The 23565-nt window shown below is 56.1% G+C and carries 21 protein-coding genes and 5 tRNA genes; 18 read left to right on the top strand and 8 right to left on the bottom strand.

The genetic code is table 11. The annotated features are described in order from the left end of the window. Positions 1-23: 23 nt before the first annotated feature. The 3 genes from pckA to hslR form a co-directional block, all read right to left on the bottom strand. Positions 24-1637 (bottom strand): phosphoenolpyruvate carboxykinase (ATP), encoded by a 1614-nt coding sequence (gene pckA, locus N2M06_RS14905; protein ID WP_346351144.1) that lies wholly within the window; start codon positions 1635-1637, stop codon positions 24-26. A 303-nt stretch (positions 1638-1940) separates the two neighbouring features. Continuing rightward, complete coding sequence (gene hslO, locus N2M06_RS14900; RefSeq protein WP_019934485.1) at positions 1941-2804, bottom strand: Hsp33 family molecular chaperone HslO; 864 nt, start codon at positions 2802-2804, stop codon at positions 1941-1943. A gap of 21 nt (positions 2805-2825) precedes the next feature. After that, positions 2826-3218, bottom strand: coding sequence for a ribosome-associated heat shock protein Hsp15 (hslR, locus tag N2M06_RS14895; protein WP_019934484.1), 393 nt, complete (start codon positions 3216-3218; stop codon positions 2826-2828). Between the two features lie 158 nt (positions 3219-3376). Between hslR and nudE the strand changes: the two genes are divergently transcribed. Both nudE and cysQ read left to right on the top strand, forming a co-directional pair. Then, complete coding sequence (gene nudE / locus N2M06_RS14890; protein WP_346351143.1) at positions 3377-3934, top strand: ADP compounds hydrolase NudE; 558 nt, start codon at positions 3377-3379, stop codon at positions 3932-3934. 2 nt (positions 3935-3936) lie between these two features. Further along, complete coding sequence (cysQ, locus tag N2M06_RS14885; RefSeq protein ID WP_019934482.1) at positions 3937-4749, top strand: 3'(2'),5'-bisphosphate nucleotidase CysQ; 813 nt, start codon at positions 3937-3939, stop codon at positions 4747-4749. 132 nt (positions 4750-4881) lie between these two features. Here cysQ and metJ read toward each other — a convergent pair whose 3' ends face one another. Next, on the bottom strand, positions 4882-5208 hold the full coding sequence (gene metJ, locus N2M06_RS14880; RefSeq protein ID WP_019934481.1) for a met regulon transcriptional regulator MetJ: 327 nt from the start codon (positions 5206-5208) through the stop codon (positions 4882-4884). 175 nt (positions 5209-5383) lie between these two features. On the opposite strand from metJ, the gene metB reads away from it, so the two are divergent. Both metB and metL read left to right on the top strand, forming a co-directional pair. Beyond that, positions 5384-6544, top strand: a complete 1161-nt coding sequence (metB, locus tag N2M06_RS14875) for a cystathionine gamma-synthase (RefSeq protein ID WP_019934480.1) — start codon at positions 5384-5386, stop codon at positions 6542-6544. Next, entirely contained in the window at positions 6545-8977 is a 2433-nt protein-coding gene (gene metL, locus N2M06_RS14870; RefSeq protein WP_346351142.1) for a bifunctional aspartate kinase/homoserine dehydrogenase II, read from the top strand. A gap of 61 nt (positions 8978-9038) precedes the next feature. Here the strand turns inward: metL and N2M06_RS14865 are convergent, their stop codons facing one another. The 4 genes from N2M06_RS14865 to coaA all read right to left on the bottom strand — a co-directional run bounded on the left by N2M06_RS14865 (position 9039) and on the right by coaA (position 12489). After that, a complete protein-coding gene (locus N2M06_RS14865; protein WP_019934478.1) occupies positions 9039-10472 on the bottom strand; it encodes an aspartate ammonia-lyase in 1434 nt (477 codons plus the stop codon). Between the two features lie 258 nt (positions 10473-10730). After that, the gene (locus N2M06_RS14860) at positions 10731-11132 is read right to left on the bottom strand and encodes an NUDIX hydrolase (protein ID WP_019934477.1); all 402 of its coding nucleotides are present in this window, start codon (positions 11130-11132) and stop codon (positions 10731-10733) included. Between the two features lie 78 nt (positions 11133-11210). After that, positions 11211-11462, bottom strand: coding sequence for a GlsB/YeaQ/YmgE family stress response membrane protein (locus tag N2M06_RS14855; protein WP_019934476.1), 252 nt, complete (start codon positions 11460-11462; stop codon positions 11211-11213). A gap of 85 nt (positions 11463-11547) precedes the next feature. Then, positions 11548-12489, bottom strand: coding sequence for a type I pantothenate kinase (gene coaA / locus N2M06_RS14850; protein ID WP_019934475.1), 942 nt, complete (start codon positions 12487-12489; stop codon positions 11548-11550). Positions 12490-12614: 125 nt separating this feature from the next. On the opposite strand from coaA, the gene N2M06_RS14845 reads away from it, so the two are divergent. The 14 genes from N2M06_RS14845 (at position 12615) to rpoB (ending at position 23515) form a co-directional block, all read left to right on the top strand. Continuing rightward, complete coding sequence (locus N2M06_RS14845) at positions 12615-13760, top strand: RNA-guided endonuclease TnpB family protein (RefSeq protein WP_346351141.1); 1146 nt, start codon at positions 12615-12617, stop codon at positions 13758-13760. A gap of 282 nt (positions 13761-14042) precedes the next feature. Continuing rightward, a tRNA-Thr gene (locus tag N2M06_RS14840) sits at positions 14043-14118 on the top strand. A 10-nt stretch (positions 14119-14128) separates the two neighbouring features. Beyond that, positions 14129-14213: transfer RNA gene (locus N2M06_RS14835), tRNA-Tyr, on the top strand. Positions 14214-14279: 66 nt separating this feature from the next. Next, positions 14280-14354, top strand: a tRNA-Gly gene (locus tag N2M06_RS14830). A 2-nt stretch (positions 14355-14356) separates the two neighbouring features. Continuing rightward, positions 14357-14432: transfer RNA gene (locus tag N2M06_RS14825), tRNA-Thr, on the top strand. A 98-nt stretch (positions 14433-14530) separates the two neighbouring features. Next, entirely contained in the window at positions 14531-15715 is a 1185-nt protein-coding gene (gene tuf, locus N2M06_RS14820) for an elongation factor Tu (protein WP_346351140.1), read from the top strand. Positions 15716-15767: 52 nt separating this feature from the next. After that, positions 15768-15844 (top strand) — tRNA-Trp (locus N2M06_RS14815). Positions 15845-15909: 65 nt separating this feature from the next. Further along, on the top strand, positions 15910-16281 hold the full coding sequence (gene secE, locus N2M06_RS14810; protein ID WP_019934473.1) for a preprotein translocase subunit SecE: 372 nt from the start codon (positions 15910-15912) through the stop codon (positions 16279-16281). Between the two features lie 9 nt (positions 16282-16290). Then, positions 16291-16833 carry a transcription termination/antitermination protein NusG gene (nusG, locus tag N2M06_RS14805; protein ID WP_019934472.1) on the top strand — a complete coding sequence of 181 codons (543 nt, stop codon included), beginning with the start codon at positions 16291-16293 and terminating at the stop codon, positions 16831-16833. A gap of 129 nt (positions 16834-16962) precedes the next feature. Continuing rightward, the gene (gene rplK / locus N2M06_RS14800; RefSeq protein WP_019934471.1) at positions 16963-17391 is read left to right on the top strand and encodes a 50S ribosomal protein L11; all 429 of its coding nucleotides are present in this window, start codon (positions 16963-16965) and stop codon (positions 17389-17391) included. Between the two features lie 4 nt (positions 17392-17395). Then, on the top strand, positions 17396-18091 hold the full coding sequence (gene rplA / locus N2M06_RS14795; protein ID WP_019934470.1) for a 50S ribosomal protein L1: 696 nt from the start codon (positions 17396-17398) through the stop codon (positions 18089-18091). 245 nt (positions 18092-18336) lie between these two features. Then, positions 18337-18840 (top strand): 50S ribosomal protein L10, encoded by a 504-nt coding sequence (gene rplJ / locus N2M06_RS14790; RefSeq protein WP_346351139.1) that lies wholly within the window; start codon positions 18337-18339, stop codon positions 18838-18840. A gap of 54 nt (positions 18841-18894) precedes the next feature. Next, positions 18895-19263, top strand: a complete 369-nt coding sequence (rplL, locus tag N2M06_RS14785) for a 50S ribosomal protein L7/L12 (RefSeq protein WP_019934468.1) — start codon at positions 18895-18897, stop codon at positions 19261-19263. 223 nt (positions 19264-19486) lie between these two features. Continuing rightward, positions 19487-23515 (top strand): DNA-directed RNA polymerase subunit beta, encoded by a 4029-nt coding sequence (gene rpoB, locus N2M06_RS14780; protein ID WP_019934467.1) that lies wholly within the window; start codon positions 19487-19489, stop codon positions 23513-23515. Positions 23516-23565 lie beyond the last annotated feature (50 nt).

Genomic DNA, 23565 nt, shown 5'->3' with positions numbered 1-23565 from the left:
ATCTTACTTGTGTGGCCGCAGGTTTACAGCTGCGGGCCGGCGGCCACCAGGGCTTTGCCTTCGTCGGTGTCGGTGAACTTCTCGAAGTTGTTCACAAAGCGCTGAGCCAGATCCTGTGCCTTGGCGTCCCATTCGGCCGGGTCGGCATAGGTGTTGCGCGGATCCAGAATAGACACGTCTTCCACGCCGGCCAGGCTGGTGGGAATAGCCACATTGAAGTAGGGCAGCTCAACAAACTCGCTGTTTTCAATGGAGCCGTCGAGAATGGCATTGATGATGGCGCGGGTGGCCTTGATGGAAATCCGCTTGCCGGTGCCGTTCCAGCCGGTATTCACCAGATAGGCTTCAGCACCGACAGCGTCCATACGCTTGGCCAGTACTTCAGCATACTGAGTGGGATGCAGGCTCAGGAAAGCAGCACCAAAACAGCTGGAGAAAGTAGGAGTCGGCTCGGTAATGCCACGCTCGGTACCGGCCAGTTTGGCGGTAAAGCCGGACAGGAAGTGGTACTGAGCCTGGCTGCGGGTCAGTTTGGCTACCGGCGGCAGTACGCCAAAGGCGTCGGCAGTCAGGAAAATCACTTTCTTGGCATGACCCGCCTTGGATATCGGCTTGACGATATTGTCGATGTGGTAAATGGGATAAGAGACACGAGTGTTTTCGGTCTTGGAACCATCGTCAAAGTCAACGGTACCATCTTCACGGACAGTCACGTTTTCCAGCAGCGCATCGCGGCGAATGGCGGCGTAGATTTCCGGCTCGTTTTCCTTACTCAGTTTGATGGTCTTGGCATAGCAGCCACCTTCAAAGTTGAACACACCGTCGTCGTCCCAGCCGTGCTCATCGTCGCCAATCAGCTGACGGTTGGGATCGGTAGACAGGGTGGTTTTACCGGTGCCGGACAGACCAAAGAAGATGGCCACATCGCCGTCTTTGCCCACGTTGGCTGAGCAGTGCATGGAGGCAATGCCTTTCAGCGGCAGCAGGTAGTTCATCATGGAGAACATGCCTTTTTTCATTTCGCCGCCGTACCAGGTGCCGCCAATCAGCTGCACGCGTTCGGTCAGGTTAAAGGCAACAAAGTTCTCGCTGTTAAGACCCTGCTCTTTCCAGTTGGGGTTAGTGCATTTGGCACCGTTCATGACCACAAAGTCAGGCTCGAAGTTTTCCAGCTCGGCGTCACTCGGGCGAATGAACATGTTTTTTACAAAGTGCGCCTGCCAGGCCACTTCAGTAATAAAACGCACGGCCAGGCGGGTATCGGCGTTGGCACCACAGAAAGTATCAACAACAAACAGGCGCTTGCCGGACAGCTGAGTGGTCACCAGCCCCTTGAGCTGCTCCCAGGTTTCCTGCGTCATGGGTTTGTTGTCGTTCTTGCCCTGATCAGCCCACCATACGGTGTCACGGGTGACGTCGTCGCGAACAATGTATTTGTCCTTGGGGGAGCGACCGGTAAAAATGCCGGTATCTACGGCCACGGCACCCAGGCTGGTTTCCACGCCTTTTTCATAGCCTTCCAGGTCGGCACGGGTTTCTTCTGCAAACAGTTGCTCGTAGGAAGGGTTATACAGTACATCGGTAACGTCATTGATACCGTAGCGGGATAAGCCGAGTTGTTGCGCCTTGGGCGTCATTGTTCACTCCTGGATTTGGTACAGAGGGGTTACTTGGTTATTTTGAATTTTTTGAAATGCGAGTTTATCAAGAATTCAGTGTCAAATAGGGGATCTGGTTCAAAATTTATAATTTTGCGACACGAATTAAGAGGATGTAAGTGAAATTTAAGTTTATTATGCTGAGTTGATGTTAATTTACTGTGCCATTATTTTGTTTATTAATGAGTAAATAGCGTAACTTGAGCAGAGAGCGTAAGGCAAACGTTAAAAAATAAACACGGGCCGGCCATTGCCGGCCCGAATAATTCGATGCTATTTTGTTCAGTGCAGTGTCTGGCTGAACAGCGTCTGCACATCGCTGCCATCAAACTGATAATGATGGCCGCAATAGTCGCAGTGCATTTCAATTTTGCCTTTTTCTTCAATCAGCTCCATGGCTTCCTGCTGGCCTACCTGCAGCAGGGCCTGCTCGCACTTTTCTTTTGAGCAGGTGCACTGAAAACTGACCGGCTGCGGATCAAATACGCGCACTGCCTCCTGATGATAGAGCCGGTACAGTACTTCCTGTGCGTCCAGCTGCAGCAGCTCTTCTGCCTTTACCGTGCCGGTCAGTGCCTCCAGATGTTCAAAATCCTGCTGTTGTCCTTCCGCTTCGCTGGGCAGCGACTGCAGCAGCATGCCGGCAGCGGCCTGATGATCGCCCTGCAGGCCGGTAAACAGCCAGATGCGGGTGGCCAGCTGCTCCGACTGAGCAAAGTAGTTCTCCAGGCTGGCGGCCAGTGAGTTTTCGTTCAGCTCGACTATGCCCTGATAACGTTCGCCGTTTTCCGGGGTAATGGTAATGGCGATATAGCCGGTGCCCACCAGATCGGCCAGCCGCTCACTGTCGGGCACTGTGCCCTGCCAGCGGGCCACACCGCGCATTTGCTGGTGATGGTTACCGTTAATCACCGCCAGGCTGACCGGGCCGTCACCCTGCAGCTGCACTGTGATATGGCCTTCAAACTTGAGCGTGGCGGTCAGCAGGCTGGTCGCGGTCAGCAGCTCGCCCAGCAGCCGCTGCACCGGCACCGGATAGGCCTGGCCGGAAAGCACCTGCTGAAAACTTTGCTGCAGCTGCACCAGCTCGCCGCGCACCTGATAATGGTCGAACAGATAACGATGAAGTTGGTCGGGTTTGTTCATCAAAATAGATCCTGTCTGGGCTCAGTGGCCCTGCTTTATTTTGAGCAGGGTGCGTCTTTCTTTTTTGTCGGGCCTGCGCTCCGGGCTTGGGGCAAACTGACTGTTGAGCTTGCGTGCCCTGGCATTATGCTCTCGTTGCGCCAGGCTGGCTTCGGTTTCACGGTACAGCTGCTGGGCCAGCTCTGCCTTGCCGCGCTTGTCTGACAACGCCTGTACGATCACTTCCCGTTCATCGTGGCCCTGACGCAGCCGGATGGTGGCACCGGTTTCCACCTGTTTGCCGGGCTTGGTGCGCTGGCCGTTGTAGTGCACCTTGCCGCCATCGATCATGTCTCGGGCCAGACTGCGGGTTTTGTAAAAGCGCGCGGCCCACAGCCACTTGTCCAGCCGCACGATATCCGTTTTTGCGTTCATGGTGGTTGCCCCGGTCAAAATCGAATATGTAATTATATCAGATGACCCCCTTTGGCATACAAGACAGGACCAATTCACATTTTGTGATCAATCTGCGGCAGACGTTGGCGGTCAGTTGCGATAACCTCATACAAGGGCGATTTTAAACGGGACCGGCCATGACCGACGACAAACAGAAGCCAACCATTTTGCATACCGAGCTGGTGGCAGAAAGCCGCCTTTTTCGGGTTGAATCTGTGCACCTTCGTTTCAGTAACGGCACTGAGCGCATTTATGAAAGAATGCGCGGCGGCGGACGCGGTGCCGTTATGCTGGTGCCCATGCTGGATGACAACACCATTTTACTGATTCGGGAGTACTCTGCCGGGACGCACAGTTATGAACTGGGTTTTCCCAAAGGGCTGATCGACCCCGGAGAAACGGCTCTGGAAGCCGGCAACCGGGAGCTGATGGAAGAAGTGGGCTACGGTGCCCGCACCCTGATACCACTCAAGCAGGTAAGTCTTGCCCCCGGCTATTTTGGCAGCAGTATGGATATTGTGCTGGCCCGGGACTTGTATCCCGAGCAGCGTGAAGGTGATGAGCCGGAGCCGCTGGAAGTCGTTCCCTGGCCTCTGGAACGGCTGGGTGAGCTGATGGCCCGGCCTGACTTTTCGGAAGCCCGCAGCATCTGTGGTCTGTTTTTGTTACAGGACTGGCTTAACAAAGAGGAATAAGCATGGATACCTGTGCCCTGCTACCGGGTGTAAAGGCGGCAGCCCGAGAATCCGGAAGATTAATTCTGTCTATGTATAACAGTGGCCGTTACATCGCTGAAAATAAAGACGACGACAGTCCGGTAACCAGTGCCGATCTGGCGGCTCATGATTATCTGAACCGTGCCTTGCGGGAGCTGGCGGATATTCCGGTGCTGTCGGAAGAGGGCGGAGATATTCCGCTGGCAGAGCGCAATGCCTGGCCCCGTTACTGGCTGGTGGATCCGCTGGACGGCACACAGGAGTTTATTGCCGGCAGTGGTGATTTTTCTACCATGATCGCTCTGGTTGAGCACGGCAGGCCGGTACTGGGGGTGGTGTTCGGGCCTGTGCATGATGTGATGTATTACGCGGTACGGGGGCAGGGTGCCTTTAAAGAAGCCGGCGGCGAAATACGCCAGATTCATGCCCGCCACTACCGGACACAGGTGAACAGCCTTTGTATTACCATCAGCCGGCGGCAAAATGTGGAGTGGGTGCGCTCCCGCCTGACCGATAAGCTGGATTACCGGCTGGTGCCACTGGGCTCCAGTTCGCTCAAATCCTGTCTGGTGGCGGAAGGAAAAGCCGATTTGTATATGCGCATCGGCCCCACCGGTGAATGGGACACAGGGGCTACGCAATGCATAGTGGAAGAAGCCGGCGGCCGTATTCTGGACCTGGGGCTGGAAAAGCTCAGTTATAACCAGCGCGACAGCATGATTAACCCGAACTTTATTACCCTCGGGGATGAAAGCCTGCCCTGGCAGGAGATATTAAAGCCTGAAGCGAACTGAAAGCTGTCAGCTGTAAGTGGTGGTGTTAGTGAACCCTGAGCTGTGCCTGCAAATGACTGTGAATAGGCAGGCACAGCTCGGGGACTTCAGACTGCTCTTGGCTGCTGACAGCTTACCGCTTATGGCTGTGTCTTAGTCGTCCTGCCCGAAGTCTTCAATTTCCAGACCCAGGGCGGTCATGATTTCCCGTGCCTGAGCAGGGATCTGATCGGGTACATCTTTACGCAGGTCGTCGTCCTGAGGCAGGGGCTGGCCGGTGTAGGCATGCAGAAAGGCCTCACACAGCAGCTCGCTGTTGGTGGCATGACGCAGGTTGTTGACCTGGCGGCGGGTACGCTCATCGGTCAGCACTTTCAGCACCTTCAGCGGGATGGAGACGGTGATTTTCTTGACCTGCTCGCTTTTCTTGCCGTGCTCGGCGTAAGGGCTGATGTAGTCGCCGTTCCATTCAGTTTTCATTATGCACCTGCGTTCGGAAATGATTTTCCGGCGAATTGTAACCCCTGCATTTTGTGTTGGCAATCCAACAGCAAAGCCTTATAGATGTCTAGGTGGCTTGACGGCTTATTTTGTTCGAGTTACTGTGCCTTCCTCAGAATTGTGTTTCAGGCTGCCGTGTGCAAAGGAGAAGGACATGCCAAATTACAAGACTCAGACTCACGCCGTTCGTACCGGCCTTGAGAGCGACACGCAGCATGGCGCCGTAGTGCCGCCCATTTATCTGACCAGCACCTTCACCTTTTCCGATTTTAATGAAAAGCGTCAGTTTGATTATGCCCGCTCCGGTAACCCCACCCGCCAGACCCTGATCGACGCCCTGACCCATCTGGAGGAAGGGGGCGGTGCTGCCGTGACTGCCAGCGGTCTGGGGGCCATTAATCTGATTGTTACCTCACAGCTTAAACCCGGAGATCTGCTGGTGGTGCCCCACGACAGCTACGGCGGCAGTCAGCGGTTGTTCAACTCTCTGGCTGCCAAGGGACTGTTTGAACTGGCCTATGTGGATCAGACCGATGCCGCCGCCATGGCTGAAGTAATGGCGCGCAAGCCTCGTATGCTGTGGATTGAAACGCCTTCCAACCCCTTGCTGCGGGTAGTGGATATTCAGGCGCTGTGTGCTGCCGCCAAAGAAGTGGGTGCCCTCACAGTGGTAGACAACACCTTTTTGTCACCGGCGTTGCAGCAGCCGCTCAAGCTGGGTGCCGATTTGGTGCTGCACTCCACCACCAAATACATTAACGGCCACTCCGATGCGATTGGCGGTGCCGTGGTGGCTGCCGACGCCGGCCTGGCAGAAGAGCTGCGCTGGTGGGCCAACTGCCTGGGGCTGACCGGTTCAGCGTTTGATAACTACCTGACCCTGCGCGGCCTGCGTACCCTTGGAGTGCGTATGCGTCAGCACTGCGAGAACGCCGAGGCGCTGGTGGCATTTCTGCAAAGCCAGCCAAAAGTGAAGGCGGTGTATCATCCCAGCCTGCCGGGCAATCCGGGCCATGAAGCCGCCGCCCGCCAGCAAAAAGGCTTTGGTGCCATGCTCAGTTTTGAGCTGGATGCAGACGAAGCCGGCATGAAGGCATTCCTGCATGAGCTGCAGCTGTTCTCCCTGGCCGAGTCGCTGGGCGGCGTAGAAAGCCTGATCAACCATCCTGCCACCATGACCCACGCTGCCATGACCCCGGAAGCTCTGATTGAGGCGGGCATCAGCCAGCAGCTGCTGCGGGTGTCGGTGGGTATTGAGGATAGCAGCGATCTGATCAAGGATCTGGAAAACGCATTTAAGGTACTCAGCAAGTAAATGACTATTCTTGAGCCCGAGCCCGGCGCACACCGACCGGTACACAAGTTTGGCGGCAGCAGCCTGGCCGATGCCGCCTGTTTTCACCGGGTAGCCGGCATTATTCATCAGCTGCAGCAGCCTGACGCCCTGATAGTGGTCTCGGCACCGGGTAAAACCACCAACCGGCTGATTGAGCTGCTCAATCTGTTTGCCAGCGGTGACACCGCCGCGCCCGAAGCCCTGGCCGGCCTGCATGCCTTTCAGCGCCATCTGATAGCAAGCACGCTGCCTGCCGAGGCGGCGGCCCCTTTGCTGGCGGCTCTTGGCGAAGACATTGTCAGCATTGCTTATGTGCTTGAGCATGACCGGCTGGATGACTATCAGCGCGGCTATATTCAGGCCTTTGGTGAGGTCTGGTCATCCCGCCTGCTGGCCACAGTGCTGCAGCAGCAGGGAGTAACTGCACACAGTCTGGATGCCCGGCGTTTTCTGCGGGTATCGGGTACGCCGGTGCAGGTGGAAGAAGACGAGTCCCGCCGCCTGCTGGAACACATTCTGGCCGAGCACCCGCAGCAAATGCAGGTGGTTACGGGCTTTATTGCCGCCGATAAAGAGGGCCGCACCCGGTTGCTGGGGCGCAATGGCTCCGACTTCAGCGCCACTCTGCTGGGCGCGCTGGCCGACAGCTCTCATACCACTATCTGGAGTGATGTGCCCGGTGTGTTCAGTGCCGATCCGCGACGGATTCCCGAAGCTCATCTGCTTAAGCGGCTGGCGCTGGCAGAAGCTGCCGAGCTGGCCCGGTTGGGCTCGCCTGTGCTGCACAGCCGCACCCTCGGTCCGGTGGCGGCCAGCCGCCAGCAACTGATGCTGCGCTGCAGTTATCACCCTGATGACGGCCACACCCGCATCGAGCGCCGCCCGCGCCGGGAGCAGGGTGCGCGCATTGTGACCGCAGTGGACGATACCGTGCTGGTGGAAATGACCATTTCCGACCGTTATCAGGAGCGGGTGGATGCCCTCACTGACTGGCTGGGCAAGCGTGGTCTGGCACCGCTGGCCTGCAAGCGCCGGCCCGACCGTAAACTGTGGCAGATTGCCTATACCCGTGAGCAGGCGGAGCAGGCCTTTCTGGTGTTGCGGGATCATCAGCCGGCGGGTGGCTTTGAAGGGCTGCAGCAGCGTGAAGGCTTTTCGCTGGTGGCGCTGGTAGGCAAAAATGTGACCAGCCAGGCCGAGCAGTGCCTGCAATTTTATCATGCCCTGAACGAACAACCGCTGGAGTTTATTCAGCCGGCTAAAAATGGCCTGAGTCTGGTGGGTGTGGTGCGCAAAACCGCCCTGGATCCTCTGTTGCTGCGGTTGCACCAGAGTCTGTTCAGCCGGCCCCGCCGGGTGGGAGTGCTGTTGTTTGGCCGGGGCAATATCGGCAAGGCCTGGCTGCGGCTTTACAAAGAGCAGAAGGCACGGCTGGAGCAGGAGCTGAACCTGCGCCTGACCCTCTACGGCGTGTTTGATACCAAAGGGGCCATGCTGGCCAGCCAGGGTGTGGAAGCAGACACAGCGCTGAATAACTTTCAGCCCCAGACGCTGGTATGGCCCGACTGGCTGGAAGATCTGGAAGAGCACGGCTTTGATACCATGGTGGCACTGGACTGCACCGCATCAGAGAGTCTGGTGCAGTATTATCCGGCCATGGTGCAGCAACGCATTCACCTGATTGCGGCCAACAAGCAGGCCGGCGCTGCCGACTCGGGCTTTTATGCCACCCTTAAACAGGCGCTGACCGAGCACAGGGTCAAGTTTCTCAGCAACGCCACTGTAGGTGCTGGCCTGCCGGTGCAAAGCAGCCTGCATCAGCTGCGCCAGTCGGGCGAGCAGATTCGTGCCATCAGCGGCGTGTTTTCCGGCACCTTAAGCTGGTTGTTTCAGCATTTTGACGGCAGTCAGCCGTTTTCCGAGCTGCTGCTGCAGGCCTGGCAACAGGGCCTGACCGAGCCGGATCCCAGAGACGATCTCAATGGCCAGGACGTCAAGCGCAAGCTGGTGATACTGGCCCGGGAAGCAGGCTTTGAGCTGGATCCCTCTCAGGTGAACGTCACCAGCCTGGTGCCTGATGAGCTGGCGGCGCTGAGCAAGGAAAGCGCCCTTGAGTGCCTGCATCAGCTTGATGACCTGCTGGCCGAGCGGCTGGCAGAGGCCCAGTACCGGGGGGGAGTACTGCGTCATGTGGCCCGCTTTAATGCCGAAACACAAGCAGCCAGCGTAGGACTGGAAGTGGTACCTGCCAATCATCCTTTTGTGCCTCTGCGCCCAGGGGATAATGTGTTTGCCATTGAAACCCGCCACTACCGGCAGAACCCCATGGTCATTCAGGGCCCGGGAGCCGGCCGGGAAGTGACCGCCGCCGCCGTACAGGCGGATCTGTGGCAGCTGCTGGCTGCCTTGTAATTCCGTTTACAAAAATGCCGGGCTTTGCCCGGCATTATCACGCTTGGTTCACACAGGCTGTTCAGCCCTGCTGGCGCACCATATTTTGCGGTGACAGTATTTCAGCCAGCTGATCGTCGCTCAGCAGCTGTTCTTCCTGTACCAGCTCGGCCACGCCCTTGCCGGTGAGCAGGGCCTTGCCGGCAATGCGGCTGGCGTTGTCATAGCCGATATGCGGTACCAGAGCGGTAACAATGCCGATGCTCTGCTGCACGTGGCGATCACACTGTTCGCGGTTGGCGGCAATGCCGCGAATACACAGCTGATCCAGCATGCGAATGGATTTGCTCAGAATCCGGCAGTTATTGAGCAGGTTGTAGATGATCAGCGGTTCCATGGCATTGAGCTGAAGCTGACCGGCCTCGGCTGCCAGGGTAATGGTGGTGTCGGTGCCAATCACCTGAAAGGCGGTCTGAGTCATGGCCTCGGGGATCACCGGGTTGACCTTGCCGGGCATAATGGAAGAGCCGGGCTGCATGGCGGGCAGATCAATTTCATTAAAGCCGGTGCGCGGGCCGCTGGACAGCAGACGCAAATCGTTACTGAGCTTGGACAGTTTTACTGCCAGGCGCTTGAGCGTGCTGGAGAAGGTAACAAAAGCCCCCATGTCGTAACTGGCTTCCATCAGGTTGCCCGCCTGACTGACAGGCAGACCGCTGATGTCGGCCAGTTCGGTCACGGCAATCTCGCCATAGCCGGCGGGAGCATTAATGCCGGTGCCAATGGCGGTACCGCCCAGGTTCACTTCGCACAACAAAGCACAGGCGGCGTTGATGCGGGCTTCTTCTTCCCCCAGATTATAGGCAAAAGCGTCAAACTCCTGACCCAGAGTCATGGGCACGGCGTCCTGCATCTGAGTGCGGCCCATTTTGAGCACATCGGCAAACTCTGCGCCTTTGGCGGCCAGGCTGTGCTGCAGCTCTTTTACCGCCAGCTTCAGGCCCTGAGCGGCTTCTACAATGGCCAGGCGGGATGCAGTAGGGTAAACGTCGTTGGTGGACTGGGAGCGGTTTACATCGTTATTGGGATGCAGGTGCTGATAGTCGCCTTTGTCAAAACCCAGTCTGGCCAGGCCCAGATTGGCGATGACCTCGTTGGCGTTCATGTTGGTTGAGGTGCCGGCACCTCCCTGAATAAGGTCAACAATAAAGGCATCGTGATGCTCGCCCCGCAGCAGCTGGGAGCAGGCGGCCTGAATGGCATCGGCTTTTTCGTTGCTGAGCAGGCCCAGACGATGGTTGGCACGGGCGGCGGCGGCCTTGACCATGGCCAGCGCGCGGATGAGTTCGGGAAAGTGGCTGATGGGGACGCCGGTGATATCAAAGTTCTGTTTGGCGCGTTGGGTCTGGGCACCATACCAGGCATTTACCGGAACCCGCTGTTCTCCAAGAGAATCCTTTTCAATGCGAATTCCTTCTGTGTCATTCTCCAGCTTAAGGTTGGTATTTTCGCTCATTATTTCCTCTGTATCTAATGGGTACTACAACTAAAAGTACCGACACGCCTGCTTGGCAAGACTGTGCCGATGATTGCGTTTGTCATGGCGCAAAGAGAGCTGCACGCCGGTGTGCCGTAACGGCAACCAGCCAGTGTGGTTGTCACAAAGCCGGCCGGCGTTATCTCGGAAAAGTACCGGGCCGGACCCCGGCGAAGGCAGGCGCTCAATCATAGAGCAGCAACAGGGCTTGTTAAAGGCAACAACCATGATTAATGCTCAGGCTTTTTGTGAGCGGGTGATGATTTCTGCAAGGTTGGGACATAGAGGAGAGGGCAGGGCGTTGGGGCTGAACCAGGCCACGGCCTCGGCGTCGTCATCGGCCACCGGAGTACCGCTCTGATAGTGGCCGCGCACTGCCACCATCACATAATGATGAGCCAGTTCACCGGCTTCTTCGGCCAGCACGTCGTAGCAGGCGAAGGGCGCGTCCATGCGGGCGATGACACCGGTTTCTTCCTGTAATTCACGGGCGGCCCCTGCGCTCATGGTTTCACCCCATTCCAGTTTGCCGCCGGGAAAACCCCAGTGGCCGGCATGGGGCGCGTGTTTACGTTGCACCAGCAGTACCTGCTGCTGATGCCAGACTACGGCGATAACGCCGACTTTGGGTGCCTGCATGACTGATTTCCTGGCTGAACAAATGAAAAGAGATTGTGCCAAACCCAGAGCGGCTTCGGCGAATTTAATGTACAGGCATCAGGAGCGGCTGATCAGCCGGTAGACAAACAGCAAAAACAGCGCACCGATAACGGCGGTAATAATACTTCCCGGGTTAAAGCCGGTCACGCTGCCAAAGCCCAGCTGTACACCGATCCAGCCACCAACAAATGCGCCCGCCACTCCCAGCAGCGTGGTCATGATAAAGCCGCCACCGTCCCGGCCCGGCATTATCCATTTGGCCAGAAAGCCGGTAATTAACCCGAAGATAATCCAGCTTAAGAACCCCATAAAAACCCCTTTGGTTGTTTTTTATACTGTCTGAAGCATAGCTCAGTGCGGCATGCGGCTTGGGTGAAAAGCGCAGGCTGACTCATTACTTTTTGAGTCTTATCTGTTCTATCTGGTGATGATGCCCTTTGGTCAGGATCAGCTCGGCTCTGTCCCGGGTGGGTAATATATTCTGCTTGAGGTTCTTGTAGTTGATCTCCTGCCAGATACGGCTGGCGGTAGCTACCGCTTCTTCTTCGCTGAGACGGGCATAGTGATGAAAGTAAGAGTCGGGATCGGCAAAGGCACCGGATCGCAGCTTGAGAAAACGCTCCACATACCAGGTTTTCAGCAGCCGCTCGTCGGCATCCACATAAACGGAGAAATCGACAAAGTCCGAAACAAACACGCGGTGGGGATCATGGGGGTAATCCATGCCGCTTTGCAGCACATTCAGGCCTTCAAGAATCACAATGTCGGCCTGTTCTACGGCCACGGTTTCACCGGGCACTATGTCGTAGGACAGGTGAGAATAGACGGGAGCCCGTACATCCTGCTTGCCGGATTTGATATCCGATACAAATTGTACCAGCCGGCGCATATCGTAAGACTGGGGAAAGCCCTTTTTTTTCATCAGCCCGCGTCGTTCCAGCTCGGCATTAGGGTAAAGAAAGCCGTCCGTGGTGACCAGCGTCACCCGCGGATGCTGGGGCCAGCGTTCCAGCAGGGCCTGCAGAATACGGGAAGTAGTACTTTTGCCCACCGCCACCGAACCCGCCACACTGATGATATAAGGTGCGCGCTGGTGTTCATTGCCCAGAAACTGATCCAGTACCTTGCAGCGACGCTGCTTTGCTTTTATATACAGATTAAGCAGGCGTGACAGCGGCAGATAAATGTCTCTGACCTCAGCCAGTGAAATACGATCGTTCATGCTGCGCAGACGCATCAGTTCATCTTCGCTTAACGGCTGTTGCACGGACTCGCGCAGTTCTGACCAGGTTTGGCGGGAAAAGGTCAGGTATGGAGAATGGGTATCTGTCTTCATCAATTTTGCGCGGGAAACCTCGTCCTTTCAGGGCGGGGAGGGATAGCACGGCGGCGTCAGCCGCCCCTGTTCCCGCCTCTCCTTTTAAACTGGCTATTTATACAGTGGTTCACTAAACTAAGCGCATGACGAAACGCGCTTATAAATATCGGTTTTACCCAACTCCCGAACAGGCTGAGCTGCTGGCGCAGACCTTCGGCTGTGTGCGTTTTGTCTATAACGCCATACTGCGCTGGCGTACCGATGCTTTTTATCAGCGTCAGGAAAAAATCGGCTACGTTGGTGCTAACGCCCGACTGACCGAACTCAAGAAAGATCCTGAGCTGGCGTTTCTGTCTGAGGTGTCGTGTGTGCCCTTGCAGCAATGCCTGCGCCACCAGCAAACCGCCTTCAAAAACTTCTTTGAAGGCCGCGCCAAGTACCCGGTATTTAAGCACAAGCGGCACCGCCAGTCGGCGGAGTTCACCCGCTCTGCCTTCAAATACCGAGGTGGTAAGTTGTACCTGGCCAAGAGCAAAACCCCGCTGAATATTCGCTGGAGCCGTGAACTGTCCGGCGAGCCCAGTACCGTCACCGTTTCCAAGGACTCGGCAGGCCGTTACTTTGTGAGCTGCCTGTGTGAGTTCGCGCCCAGCAAACTGCCGGTGACTCCCAACATGACCGGCATTGACCTGGGCCTGACAGATCTGTTTATCACCGCCCAGGGTGAACGGGTCGGCAATCCCCGCCATACCGCGAAATACGCCGCCAGGCTGGCCAAGGCACAGCGCCGGCTGAGCAAGAAAAAGCTCGGCTCGGCCAATCGCGCCAAGGCCCGCCAGAAGGTGGCGACACTTCACGCTAAAATCTCCGATTGCCGACAGGACAGCTTGCACAAGCTGTCCCGCAGACTGATTAACGAGAACCAAGTAGTCTGCGTTGAATCCCTGACAGTGAAAAACATGATCCGCAACCCGACACTCAGCAAGGCCATTGCTGATGCAGGATGGGGCGAGTTCGTGCGCCAGTTGGCGTACAAGGCGGAATGGGCCGGGCGCTCACTGGTCGCTATTGACCAGTGGTTCCCCAGCTCCAAACGTTGTTCGGGTTGCGGGCACACGTTATCGTCGCTGCCGTTGTCGGTCAGAAAATGGGACTGCCCCGAATGTGGTGCACACCATGACCGCGACATCAACGCCGCGACCAACATAAAAGCCGCCGGGCTGGCGGTGTTAGCCCTTGGAGAGAATGTAAGCGGCATGGGGCCAGTCTCCGTGTCCGGTTCTCGGTGAATTGGGAATCCCCTTCCTTTAGGGAGGGGAGCAGTCAACAAGGGTTGTCCTGTGAGTCGCCGCTCGACCATACACCAAAGCTATCGGGTACAACAAGGCAACAACGAGTCCGTTGGTGATGGTTATGTGCACCCGCTCTCATTAACGCGGATATAACAGATGGGCAGTGAAAGCGCAGCTTCTGATGTTTTTTTGCCCGAACGGTTCCGGCCCTTATAAAAACTTTGCAAAAGGGTATTGCATACAGGCATGGCCATGCCCTATAGTTCGTCCCGCTCGTGTGCCGGCATAGCTCAGTTGGTAGAGCAACTGACTTGTAATCAGTAGGTCGAGGGTTCGACTCCTTCTGCCGGCACCATTTAAAATCTGGAGGGGTTCCCGAGTGGCCAAAGGGATCAGACTGTAAATCTGACGGCTCCGCCTTCGCTGGTTCGAATCCAGCTCCCTCCACCAAGTTCCAGTGTTCGTCCCGAGACGGGCATTAAAAAGCGGTTTGAGGTCGTTCAAGTAAAGACCCCCGCGGGCATCGTATAATGGCTATTACCTCAGCCTTCCAAGCTGATGATGCGGGTTCGATTCCCGCTGCCCGCTCCAGTGCTGATATAGCTCAGATGGTAGAGCGCACCCTTGGTAAGGGTGAGGTCCCCAGTTCGATTCTGGGTATCAGCACCACTTCTTTACTACAACACCCTCAAGCCTTTTTTGTTATATACTTCCTGCTTGTGATTCGCGTGGTATAGCTCACCACCCAACCAGTTAGAGGGACGAGCATGTCTAAAGAAAAATTTGAACGTACGAAACCGCACGTTAACGTTGGTACCATCGGCCACGTTGACCACGGTAAAACCACTCTGACCGCTGCCATTACTACTGTTCTGGCCAAAAAAATGGGTGGCTCTGCCCGTGGTTACGATCAGATCGATAACGCACCGGAAGAAAAGGCCCGTGGTATCACCATCGCCGCTTCTCACGTTGAGTACGACACCGAAGCTCGTCACTACGCTCACGTTGACTGCCCCGGTCACGCTGACTACGTGAAAAACATGATCACCGGTGCTGCTCAGATGGACGGCGCTATCCTGGTAGTAGCTGCTACCGACGGCCCCATGCCGCAAACCCGTGAGCACATCCTGCTGGCCCGCCAGGTAGGTGTACCTTACATCGTTGTATTCATGAACAAGTGTGACATGGTTGACGATGAAGAGCTGCTCGAGCTGGTAGAAATGGAAGTGCGTGAGCTGCTGTCCGAGTATGAATTCCCGGGCGACGACACGCCGGTTATTCAGGGCTCCGCTCTGAAAGGCCTGGAAGGTGATCCTCAGTGGGAAGAAAAAATTCTGGAACTGGCCGACGCCCTGGATTCTTACATTCCGGATCCTGAACGTGCTGTTGACGGTGCTTTCCTGCTGCCGATTGAAGACGTATTCTCCATCCAGGGTCGTGGTACCGTGGTTACCGGCCGTGTAGAGCGCGGTATCGTTAAGGTTGGTGAAGAAATCGAAATCGTTGGTATCAAAGATACCACCAAGACCACCTGTACCGGTGTTGAAATGTTCCGCAAACTGCTGGACGAAGGCCGTGCCGGTGAGAACGTAGGTGTTCTGCTGCGTGGTACCAAGCGTGAAGACGTTGAGCGTGGTCAGGTACTGGCCAAGCCGGGCTCCATCACTCCGCACACTCGTTTTGAGTCCGAAGTGTATGTACTGTCCAAAGATGAAGGCGGCCGTCACACTCCGTTCTTCAAAGGCTACCGTCCTCAGTTCTACTTCCGTACTACTGACGTGACCGGTACCATTGAACTGCCGGAAGGCGTTGAAATGGTCATGCCCGGCGACAACATCAAGATGGACGTAAACCTGATTGCTCCCATCGCGATGGAAGAAGGTCTGCGTTTCGCTATCCGTGAAGGTGGCCGTACCGTTGGTGCTGGTGTAGTAGCCAAAATCATCGAGTAATAGCGCTTACAATCGCGTCACAAAGCCCCTATAATAGGGGCTTTGTTGTATTAGGGGCGTAGTTCCAATTGGTAGAACGGCGGTCTCCAAAACCGACGGTTGGGGGTTCGAGTCCCTCCGCCCCTGCCACTTACCTCGCCGTCGGCGGGGTTTTTGCGTCTGTAACAGACTCGGAATATTTAGACAGGTAGCTTATGAGTGCAAATACCGAGAGCCAGGGCGGGGCAAAAGATACCCTGCTGTGGGGTCTGGTTTTCATTATTCTGATTGCGGCCGTGGTCGGCAATTATTACTACAGTGAGCAGGCGGTCTATATTCGTGCTGCCGGTGTGGTGGTGGCTGTTGGTATTGCCGGTCTGCTGGCATACCAGACCAAAAAGGGCCAGAGCAGTTTTGCCTTTGCCCGTGAGTCGCGCCTTGAAATGCGCAAGGTTGTCTGGCCCACCCGCCAGGAAGGCATTCAGACCACACTTATTGTACTGGCCGTGACCGCTTTGGTGGGCCTGTTTCTGTTTTTGCTGGATGGCCTGCTGGTATGGCTGGTCAACCTGGTTACCGGAGTATAAGGATTCACCATGTCAGAACAAAGAATGCGTTGGTATGTGGTCCAGGCGTTTTCCGGATATGAAGGCCGTGTAGCCAAGTCGCTGCGTGAACATATCAAGATGCACGGCATGGAAGATCAGTTTGGCGAAGTGCTGGTGCCCACTGAAGAAGTAGTGGAAATCCGTGCCGGCCAGAAGCGCAAGAGTGAGCGCAAATTCTTTCCCGGTTATGTGCTGGTGCAGATGCAGATGAATGATGGCACCTGGCACCTGGTGCGCAGCATTCCTCGTGTTATGGGCTTTATCGGCGGCACGCCCGAGCGTCCGGCGCCGATTTCCGACAAGGAAGCCGATGCTATCCTGAACCGTTTGCAGGATGCGGTAGACAAGCCGAAACCGAAAACCCTGTTCGAGCCCGGCGAAGTGGTGCGGGTGTCCGACGGTCCCTTTGCCGATTTCAACGGCGTGGTGGAAGAAGTGGATTACGAAAAAAGCCGCCTGAAAGTGTCTGTGCTTATTTTTGGCCGCTCTACCCCGGTGGATCTGGAGTTCGGTCAGGTCGAAAAAACCTGAGCATAATTCGAGCGAAGCTCTTGAGAAGGGCGGCAAATTGCACTACAATTTGCCGCCCTTTTATTGTTGGGGAGCCGTTAGAGGAGTATTGCTCCGAGGCGCTAACACCCATTTTTGAGGTAATTATCAATGGCTAAAAAAGTACAAGCGTACATCAAGCTGCAGGTTGCAGCTGGTGCAGCTAACCCGAGCCCGCCCGTAGGTCCTGCTCTGGGTCAGCACGGTGTTAACATCATGGAATTCTGTAAAGCGTTCAACGCCCGTACAGAAAGCCTGGAAAAGGGTTCTCCGATCCCGGTTGTTATCACCGTATACAGCGACCGTTCCTTCACCTTTGAAACCAAGACTCCTCCTGCTGCCTTCCTGCTGAAGAAAGCTGCTGGTGTTAAATCCGGTTCCGGTGAACCGAACAAGAACAAGGTTGGTACTCTGACCCGCGCTCAGCTGGAAGAAATTGCCGGCATCAAAGCGCCGGACATGACCGGTGCTGACGTTGACGCCCGCGTGCGTTGCCTCGAAGGTTCTGCCCGTTCCATGGGCCTGGTAGTGGAGGGCTGAGACAATGGCTAAACTGACCAAGCGTATGCGTACCATCCGTGAGCGTGTAGATGCCACTCGCGAGTACGAAATCAATGAAGCCATCGCTCTGCTGAAAGAACTGGCCACTGCCAAGTTTGTTGAAAGCATCGACGTTGCCGTTAACCTGGGCATCGACGCTCGTAAATCCGACCAGAACGTTCGTGGCGCCACTGTACTGCCCCACGGCACCGGTCGTGACGTACGCGTTGCCGTGTTCACTCAGGGTGCCAACGCCGAGGCCGCCAAGGCTGCCGGTGCTGACCTGGTGGGCATGGAAGACCTGGCCGAGCAAGTTAAAGCCGGTGAGCTGAACTTCGACGTGGTTATCGCGTCTCCCGACGCCATGCGCGTTGTGGGTATGCTGGGCCAGATCCTTGGTCCGCGCGGCCTGATGCCTAACCCCAAGGTTGGCACAGTAACCCCGAACGTTGCCGAAGCCGTGCAAAATGCCAAGGCGGGTCAGGTGCGCTACCGTAACGACAAGAACGGTATCATCCATACCACCATCGGCAAGGCTGACTTTGACGCTGAACAGCTGAAAGGCAACCTGGAAGCCCTGCTGGGTGCGCTGAAGCGTGCCAAGCCGGCCTCTTCCAAAGGCCAGTACATCAAGAAAGTCAGCCTGTCCACCACCATGGGTGCAGGCCTGACTGTTGATCAGGCTGGTCTTGACGCTTAATTAAGCATTTACAAGGCGCGGGGTTTTTCGTAAGATCTTGCGCCTTGTTATTTGGTTGGGGGCTTCGACTCCCGTCCAAGACCGCTGGAGCCGTAAGGCTTAATGTTCCAGCGTAGATGGTGCCGGGACCCAGTTAGAAAGCAGAAAAATTTTCCTTTCTTCTGGAATTCGCCACCTTGGTGCCTCTGAACAGAGGCGTGTGTTTAATCTGGGAATTTCCCAGGTGGAATCCAGGAGTTTAGCCAATGGCATTAAGACTCGACGACAAAAAAGCAATTGTTGCTGAAGTCAACGAAGCTGCCAAGGGCGCCCTGTCTGCAGTTGTTGCCGATTCTCGCGGCGTAACTGTGGCTGCCATGACCACTCTGCGCAAGCAAGCCCGTGAAAACGGTATCTACCTTAAGGTAGTCCGTAACACTCTGGCTCGCCTGGCAGTGGAAGAGACCAGCTACGAATGTCTGAAAGACGTATTCGTTGGTCCTACTTTGATCGCATTCTCTAACGAGCATCCCGGTGCGGCTGCTCGTCTGTTCAAAGATTTTGCTAAAGAACAGAAAGAGTTTGAGGTGAAAGGTCTGGCTTTCGAGGGCGAATTTATCCCTGCGGCCGACATTGACCGCCTCGCCACGCTGCCGACTTACGACGAAGCAATTGCGAAGCTGATGGCGACCATAAAAGAAGCCTCCGCTGGCAAGCTGGTTCGTACCTTTGCTGCCCTGCGCGACAAGAAAGAAGCCGAAGCCGCCTAAGGCGCGTTTGGCTGCTTGATTACCGTATACTTCAGAACATTAGGAATTTGAGTCATGTCTATCACTAAAGACCAAATCATCGAAGCCGTTGCAGAAATGTCTGTAATGCAGGTTGTTGAACTGATCGAAGCTATGGAAGAGAAGTTCGGCGTTTCTGCCGCTGCTGCTGTTGCTGTAGCTGGCGACGCCGGTGCTGCTGCTGCTGAAGAGCAGACCGAGTTCGACGTAATCCTGACCGGTGCCGGCGCTAACAAAGTTGCCGTTATCAAAGCCGTTCGTGGCGCTACCGGCCTGGGCCTGAAAGAAGCCAAAGGTCTGGTTGAGTCCGCCCCGGCTGCGATCAAAGAAGCTCTGAGCAAAGGCGAAGCCGAAGCTCTGAAGAAAGAACTCGAAGAAGCCGGTGCTTCTGTTGAGCTCAAATAAGCTAGACTATAGCTTAGCGGCCTGAGCAATCGGGCTAGGGCTGGTGAATCTTTATTCACCGGCCCTTTTGCGCTGTGGGATGAGAGGAATTTTCACCTCGTTTTAGCCTCTCGTTGTTCCAGCCACCGAGTGTTGTCGAGACATTCGGCCAATAAGAAACGATGTTATCAGAGCTGTCCCATTTGGGCAGAGTGGGTCACTTATCAGCGAGCTGAGGAACCCTATGGTTTACTCTTATACAGAGAAAAAACGCATTCGTAAGGACTTCGGTAAGCGTGACCAGGTCTTGGACACGCCTTACCTGCTGTCAATCCAGCTTGACTCCTTCAAACAGTTTATTGAAGCAGATCCTCAGGGCGAGTACGGTCTGGAAGCGGCTTTCCGCAGCGTTTTCCCTATCACTAGCTATTCTGGCACTGCCGAGCTGCAGTATGTCAGCTATCGTCTGGGTGAGCCCGTATTTGACGTGCAGGAATGTCAAATCCGTGGCGTGACCTACTCGGCGCCGTTGCGCGTCAAGTTGCGTATGGTCCTGTACGACAGAGAGGCTGCGGCCGGTACTGTCAAGGACATCAAAGAGCAAGAAGTCTACATGGGCGAAATCCCGCTCATGACTGAGAACGGTACCTTTGTTATTAACGGTACCGAGCGGGTAATCGTCTCCCAGCTGCACCGCAGCCCGGGTGTGTTTTTCGATCACGATCGCGGCAAGACCCACTCCTCCGGTAAGGTCCTGTATAACGCCCGCGTGATCCCTTACCGTGGTTCCTGGCTTGATTTTGAATTCGATCCTAAAGACAACCTGTTTGTCCGGATTGACCGTCGCCGCAAGCTGCCGGCGTCTATTATTCTGCGTGCCCTGGACTTCACCACTGAAGACATACTGTCGACCTTCTTTGAAACTACCCGTTTTGAAGTGATCGACGGCAAGCTGATGATGGAGCTTAAGCCCGAGCGTCTGCGGGGCGATACGGCTTCCTTTGACATTATGGTTGACGGCGAAGTACTGGTGGAAACCGGTCGTCGCATTACCGCACGCCATATTCGTCAGCTGGAAAAAGCCGGCGTTGAGCAGCTGGAAGTACCGGTTGAATATGCCGTTGGTAAAGTGGCCGCCAAGGATTACATCAACGCCGATACCGGCGAAGTGATTGTGGCTGCCAACAGCGAGCTTAGCCTGGAAACCATGGCCAATCTCTCTGTGGCCGGCATCAAGCAGTTCGAGACCCTGTTCACCAACGAACTGGATCACGGCGCTTACATGTCCGAGACCCTGCGCATTGATTCCGCCACCAACCGCCTTGAAGCGCTGGTGGAAATCTATCGCATGATGCGTCCGGGCGAGCCGCCCACCCGCGAAGCCGCCGAGACCCTGTTCGAAAACCTGTTCTTCAGCGATGATCGTTATGATCTGTCTACCGTTGGCCGCATGAAGTTCAACCGTCGTTTGCTGCGTGAAGAGCTGAATGGTCCGGGTACCCTGACCAAGTCCGACATTGTCGACGTCATGAAGCAGCTGATCGCCATCCGTAACGGTAACGACGAAGTCGACGATATCGATCACCTGGGTAACCGCCGCATTCGCTCCGTGGGCGAAATGGCTGAAAACCAGTTCCGTGTAGGTCTGGTTCGTGTTGAGCGCGCAGTGAAAGAGCGCCTGTCTCTGGGCGATTTGGATACCCTGATGCCGCAGGATCTGATCAACGCCAAGCCGATCAGCGCCGCGGTGAAGGAATTCTTCGGTTCCAGCCAGTTGTCCCAGTTTATGGATCAGAACAACCCGCTGTCCGAAGTGACTCACAAGCGTCGTATTTCGGCTCTGGGCCCGGGCGGTCTGACCCGTGAGCGCGCCGGCTTTGAGGTGCGGGACGTACACCCGACCCACTATGGTCGTCTGTGCCCCATCGAGACTCCAGAAGGCCCGAACATCGGTCTGATCAACTCGCTGTCCTGCTACTCCCGCACCAACGAGTACGGTTTCCTCGAGACTCCGTACCGCCGGGTAGTGGATGGTCGAATCACCGATGAAGTGGATTACCTGTCTGCCATCGAGGAAGGTCACTTCGTGATCGCCCAGGCCAACGCCGCCATCGATGAAGAAGGTCGTCTGCTTGATGAGCTGGTACCGTCCCGTCACAAGGGCGAAGCCACTTACATGAACGCCGATCAGGTTCAGTATATGGACGTGAGCCCGCAGCAGATTGTGTCTGTGGCTGCTTCACTGATCCCGTTCCTGGAGCACGATGACGCCAACCGGGCACTGATGGGCTCGAACATGCAACGTCAGGCCGTGCCGACCCTGAAGGCGGACAAGCCGCTGGTAGGTACCGGTATTGAGCGCGCCGTGGCCGTTGACTCCGGCGTAACCGCCGTGGCCAAGCGTGGCGGTGTGGTTGACTACGTTGACGCGTCCCGCATCGTGGTGAAGGTGAACGAGGAAGAGATGCTGCCCGGCGAAGCCGGTATCGACATCTACAACCTGACCAAGTACACCCGTTCCAACCAGAACACCTGTATTAACCAGCGTCCCTGCGTGATGCCGGGTGAGCGGGTGATCAGCGGTGACGTACTGGCCGACGGCCCGTCTACCGACCTGGGTGAACTGGCGCTGGGTCAGAACCTGCGCGTGGCCTTTATGCCTTGGAACGGCTACAACTTCGAAGACTCCATTCTGCTCAGCGAGCGGGTGGTGATGGAAGATCGCCTGACCACCATTCATGTGCAGGAACTGTCCTGTATCTCCCGCGACACCAAACTGGGTCCGGAAGAGATCACTGCCGACATTCCCAACGTGGGTGAAGCCGCCCTGAACAAGCTGGATGAGTCCGGTATTGTGTATGTGGGTGCGGAAGTGAAGCCCGGTGACATTCTGGTAGGTAAGGTAACGCCCAAGGGCGAAACCCAGCTGACCCCGGAAGAGAAACTGTTGCGTGCCATCTTCGGTGAGAAGGCGTCTGACGTTAAAGACTCTTCCCTGCGCGTGCCCAACTCTGTGTACGGTACCGTGATCGACGTTCAGGTCTTTACCCGTGACGGCGTCGAGAAGGACAAGCGTGCTCAGGACATTGAGCACATGCAGCTCAAGCAGGCCAAGAAAGATCTGACCGAAGAATTCAGCATTCTGGAAGACGGCATTTTCGCCCGTGCCCGCTCTGTGCTGACTGCGGCCGGCATGAGTGCCGACAAGGTCGCCAAACTGGCCCGGGAAAAACTGCTGGAGCAGGCCCTGGACGACGAAGGCAAGCAGATTGAGCTGGAGCAGATCGCCGAGCAGTACGCCGAGCTGAAGGCCGACTTCGACAAGAAGTTCGAGAACAAGCGTCGCAAGATCACTCAGGGCGACGATCTGGCACCCGGCGTGCTGAAGATCGTTAAAGTGTACCTGGCCGTTAAGCGTCGCATTCAGCCCGGTGACAAGATGGCTGGTCGTCACGGTAACAAGGGTGTGGTATCCACCATTGTCCCGGTTGAAGACATGCCTCACGACGAGCAGGGCCGTCCGGTCGATATCGTGCTCAACCCGCTGGGTGTACCCTCGCGGATGAACATCGGTCAGATTCTGGAAACCCACCTGGGCCTCGCTGCCAAGGGTATCGGTGAAAAGATTGACCGCATGATCAAGGAGCAGCAGGAGCTGGCCCGTCTGCGCGAATTCATTCAGGAAGTCTACAATCTGGGTGACGGTGTTCGTCAGAAAGTGGATCTGTCTACCTTCTCCGACGACGAAGTGCGCGTACTGGCCAATAACCTGCGCAACGGCATGCCCATTGCCACGCCGGCGTTTGACGGTGCCCGCGAGCATGAAATCAAGCGTCTGCTGAAGCTGGCTGACCTGCCCGAGTCCGGTCAGATCCGCCTGTTCGACGGCCGTACCGGTAACGCCTTTGAGCGTCCGGTGACCGTGGGCTATATGTACATGCTGAAGCTGAACCACCTGGTGGACGACAAGATGCACGCTCGTTCTACCGGTTCCTACAGTCTGGTCACCCAGCAGCCGCTGGGCGGTAAGGCCCAGTTTGGTGGTCAGCGCTTCGGTGAGATGGAAGTGTGGGCACTGGAAGCTTACGGTGCCGCCTATACCTTGCAGGAAATGCTGACCGTCAAGTCGGACGATGTAAATGGCCGTACCAAGATGTACAAGAACATAGTGGACGGCGATCACCGCATGGAGCCGGGCATGCCCGAGTCCTTCAACGTACTGCTGAAGGAAATCCGCTCCCTGGGTATCAACATCGAGCTGGAAGAAAATTAAGGCATCAGACTGCCTCGGAAATAACGGTGCCCCTCGCTTGTTAACAGGGT

Source organism: Oceanimonas sp. AH20CE76 (assembly GCF_039654065.1).
In the GTDB taxonomy this organism is placed as follows: Bacteria; Pseudomonadota; Gammaproteobacteria; order Enterobacterales; family Aeromonadaceae; genus Oceanimonas; species Oceanimonas smirnovii.
Note: the sequence above shows the minus strand (reverse complement) of the source record. Positions and strands in the feature narration are given on the sequence as shown.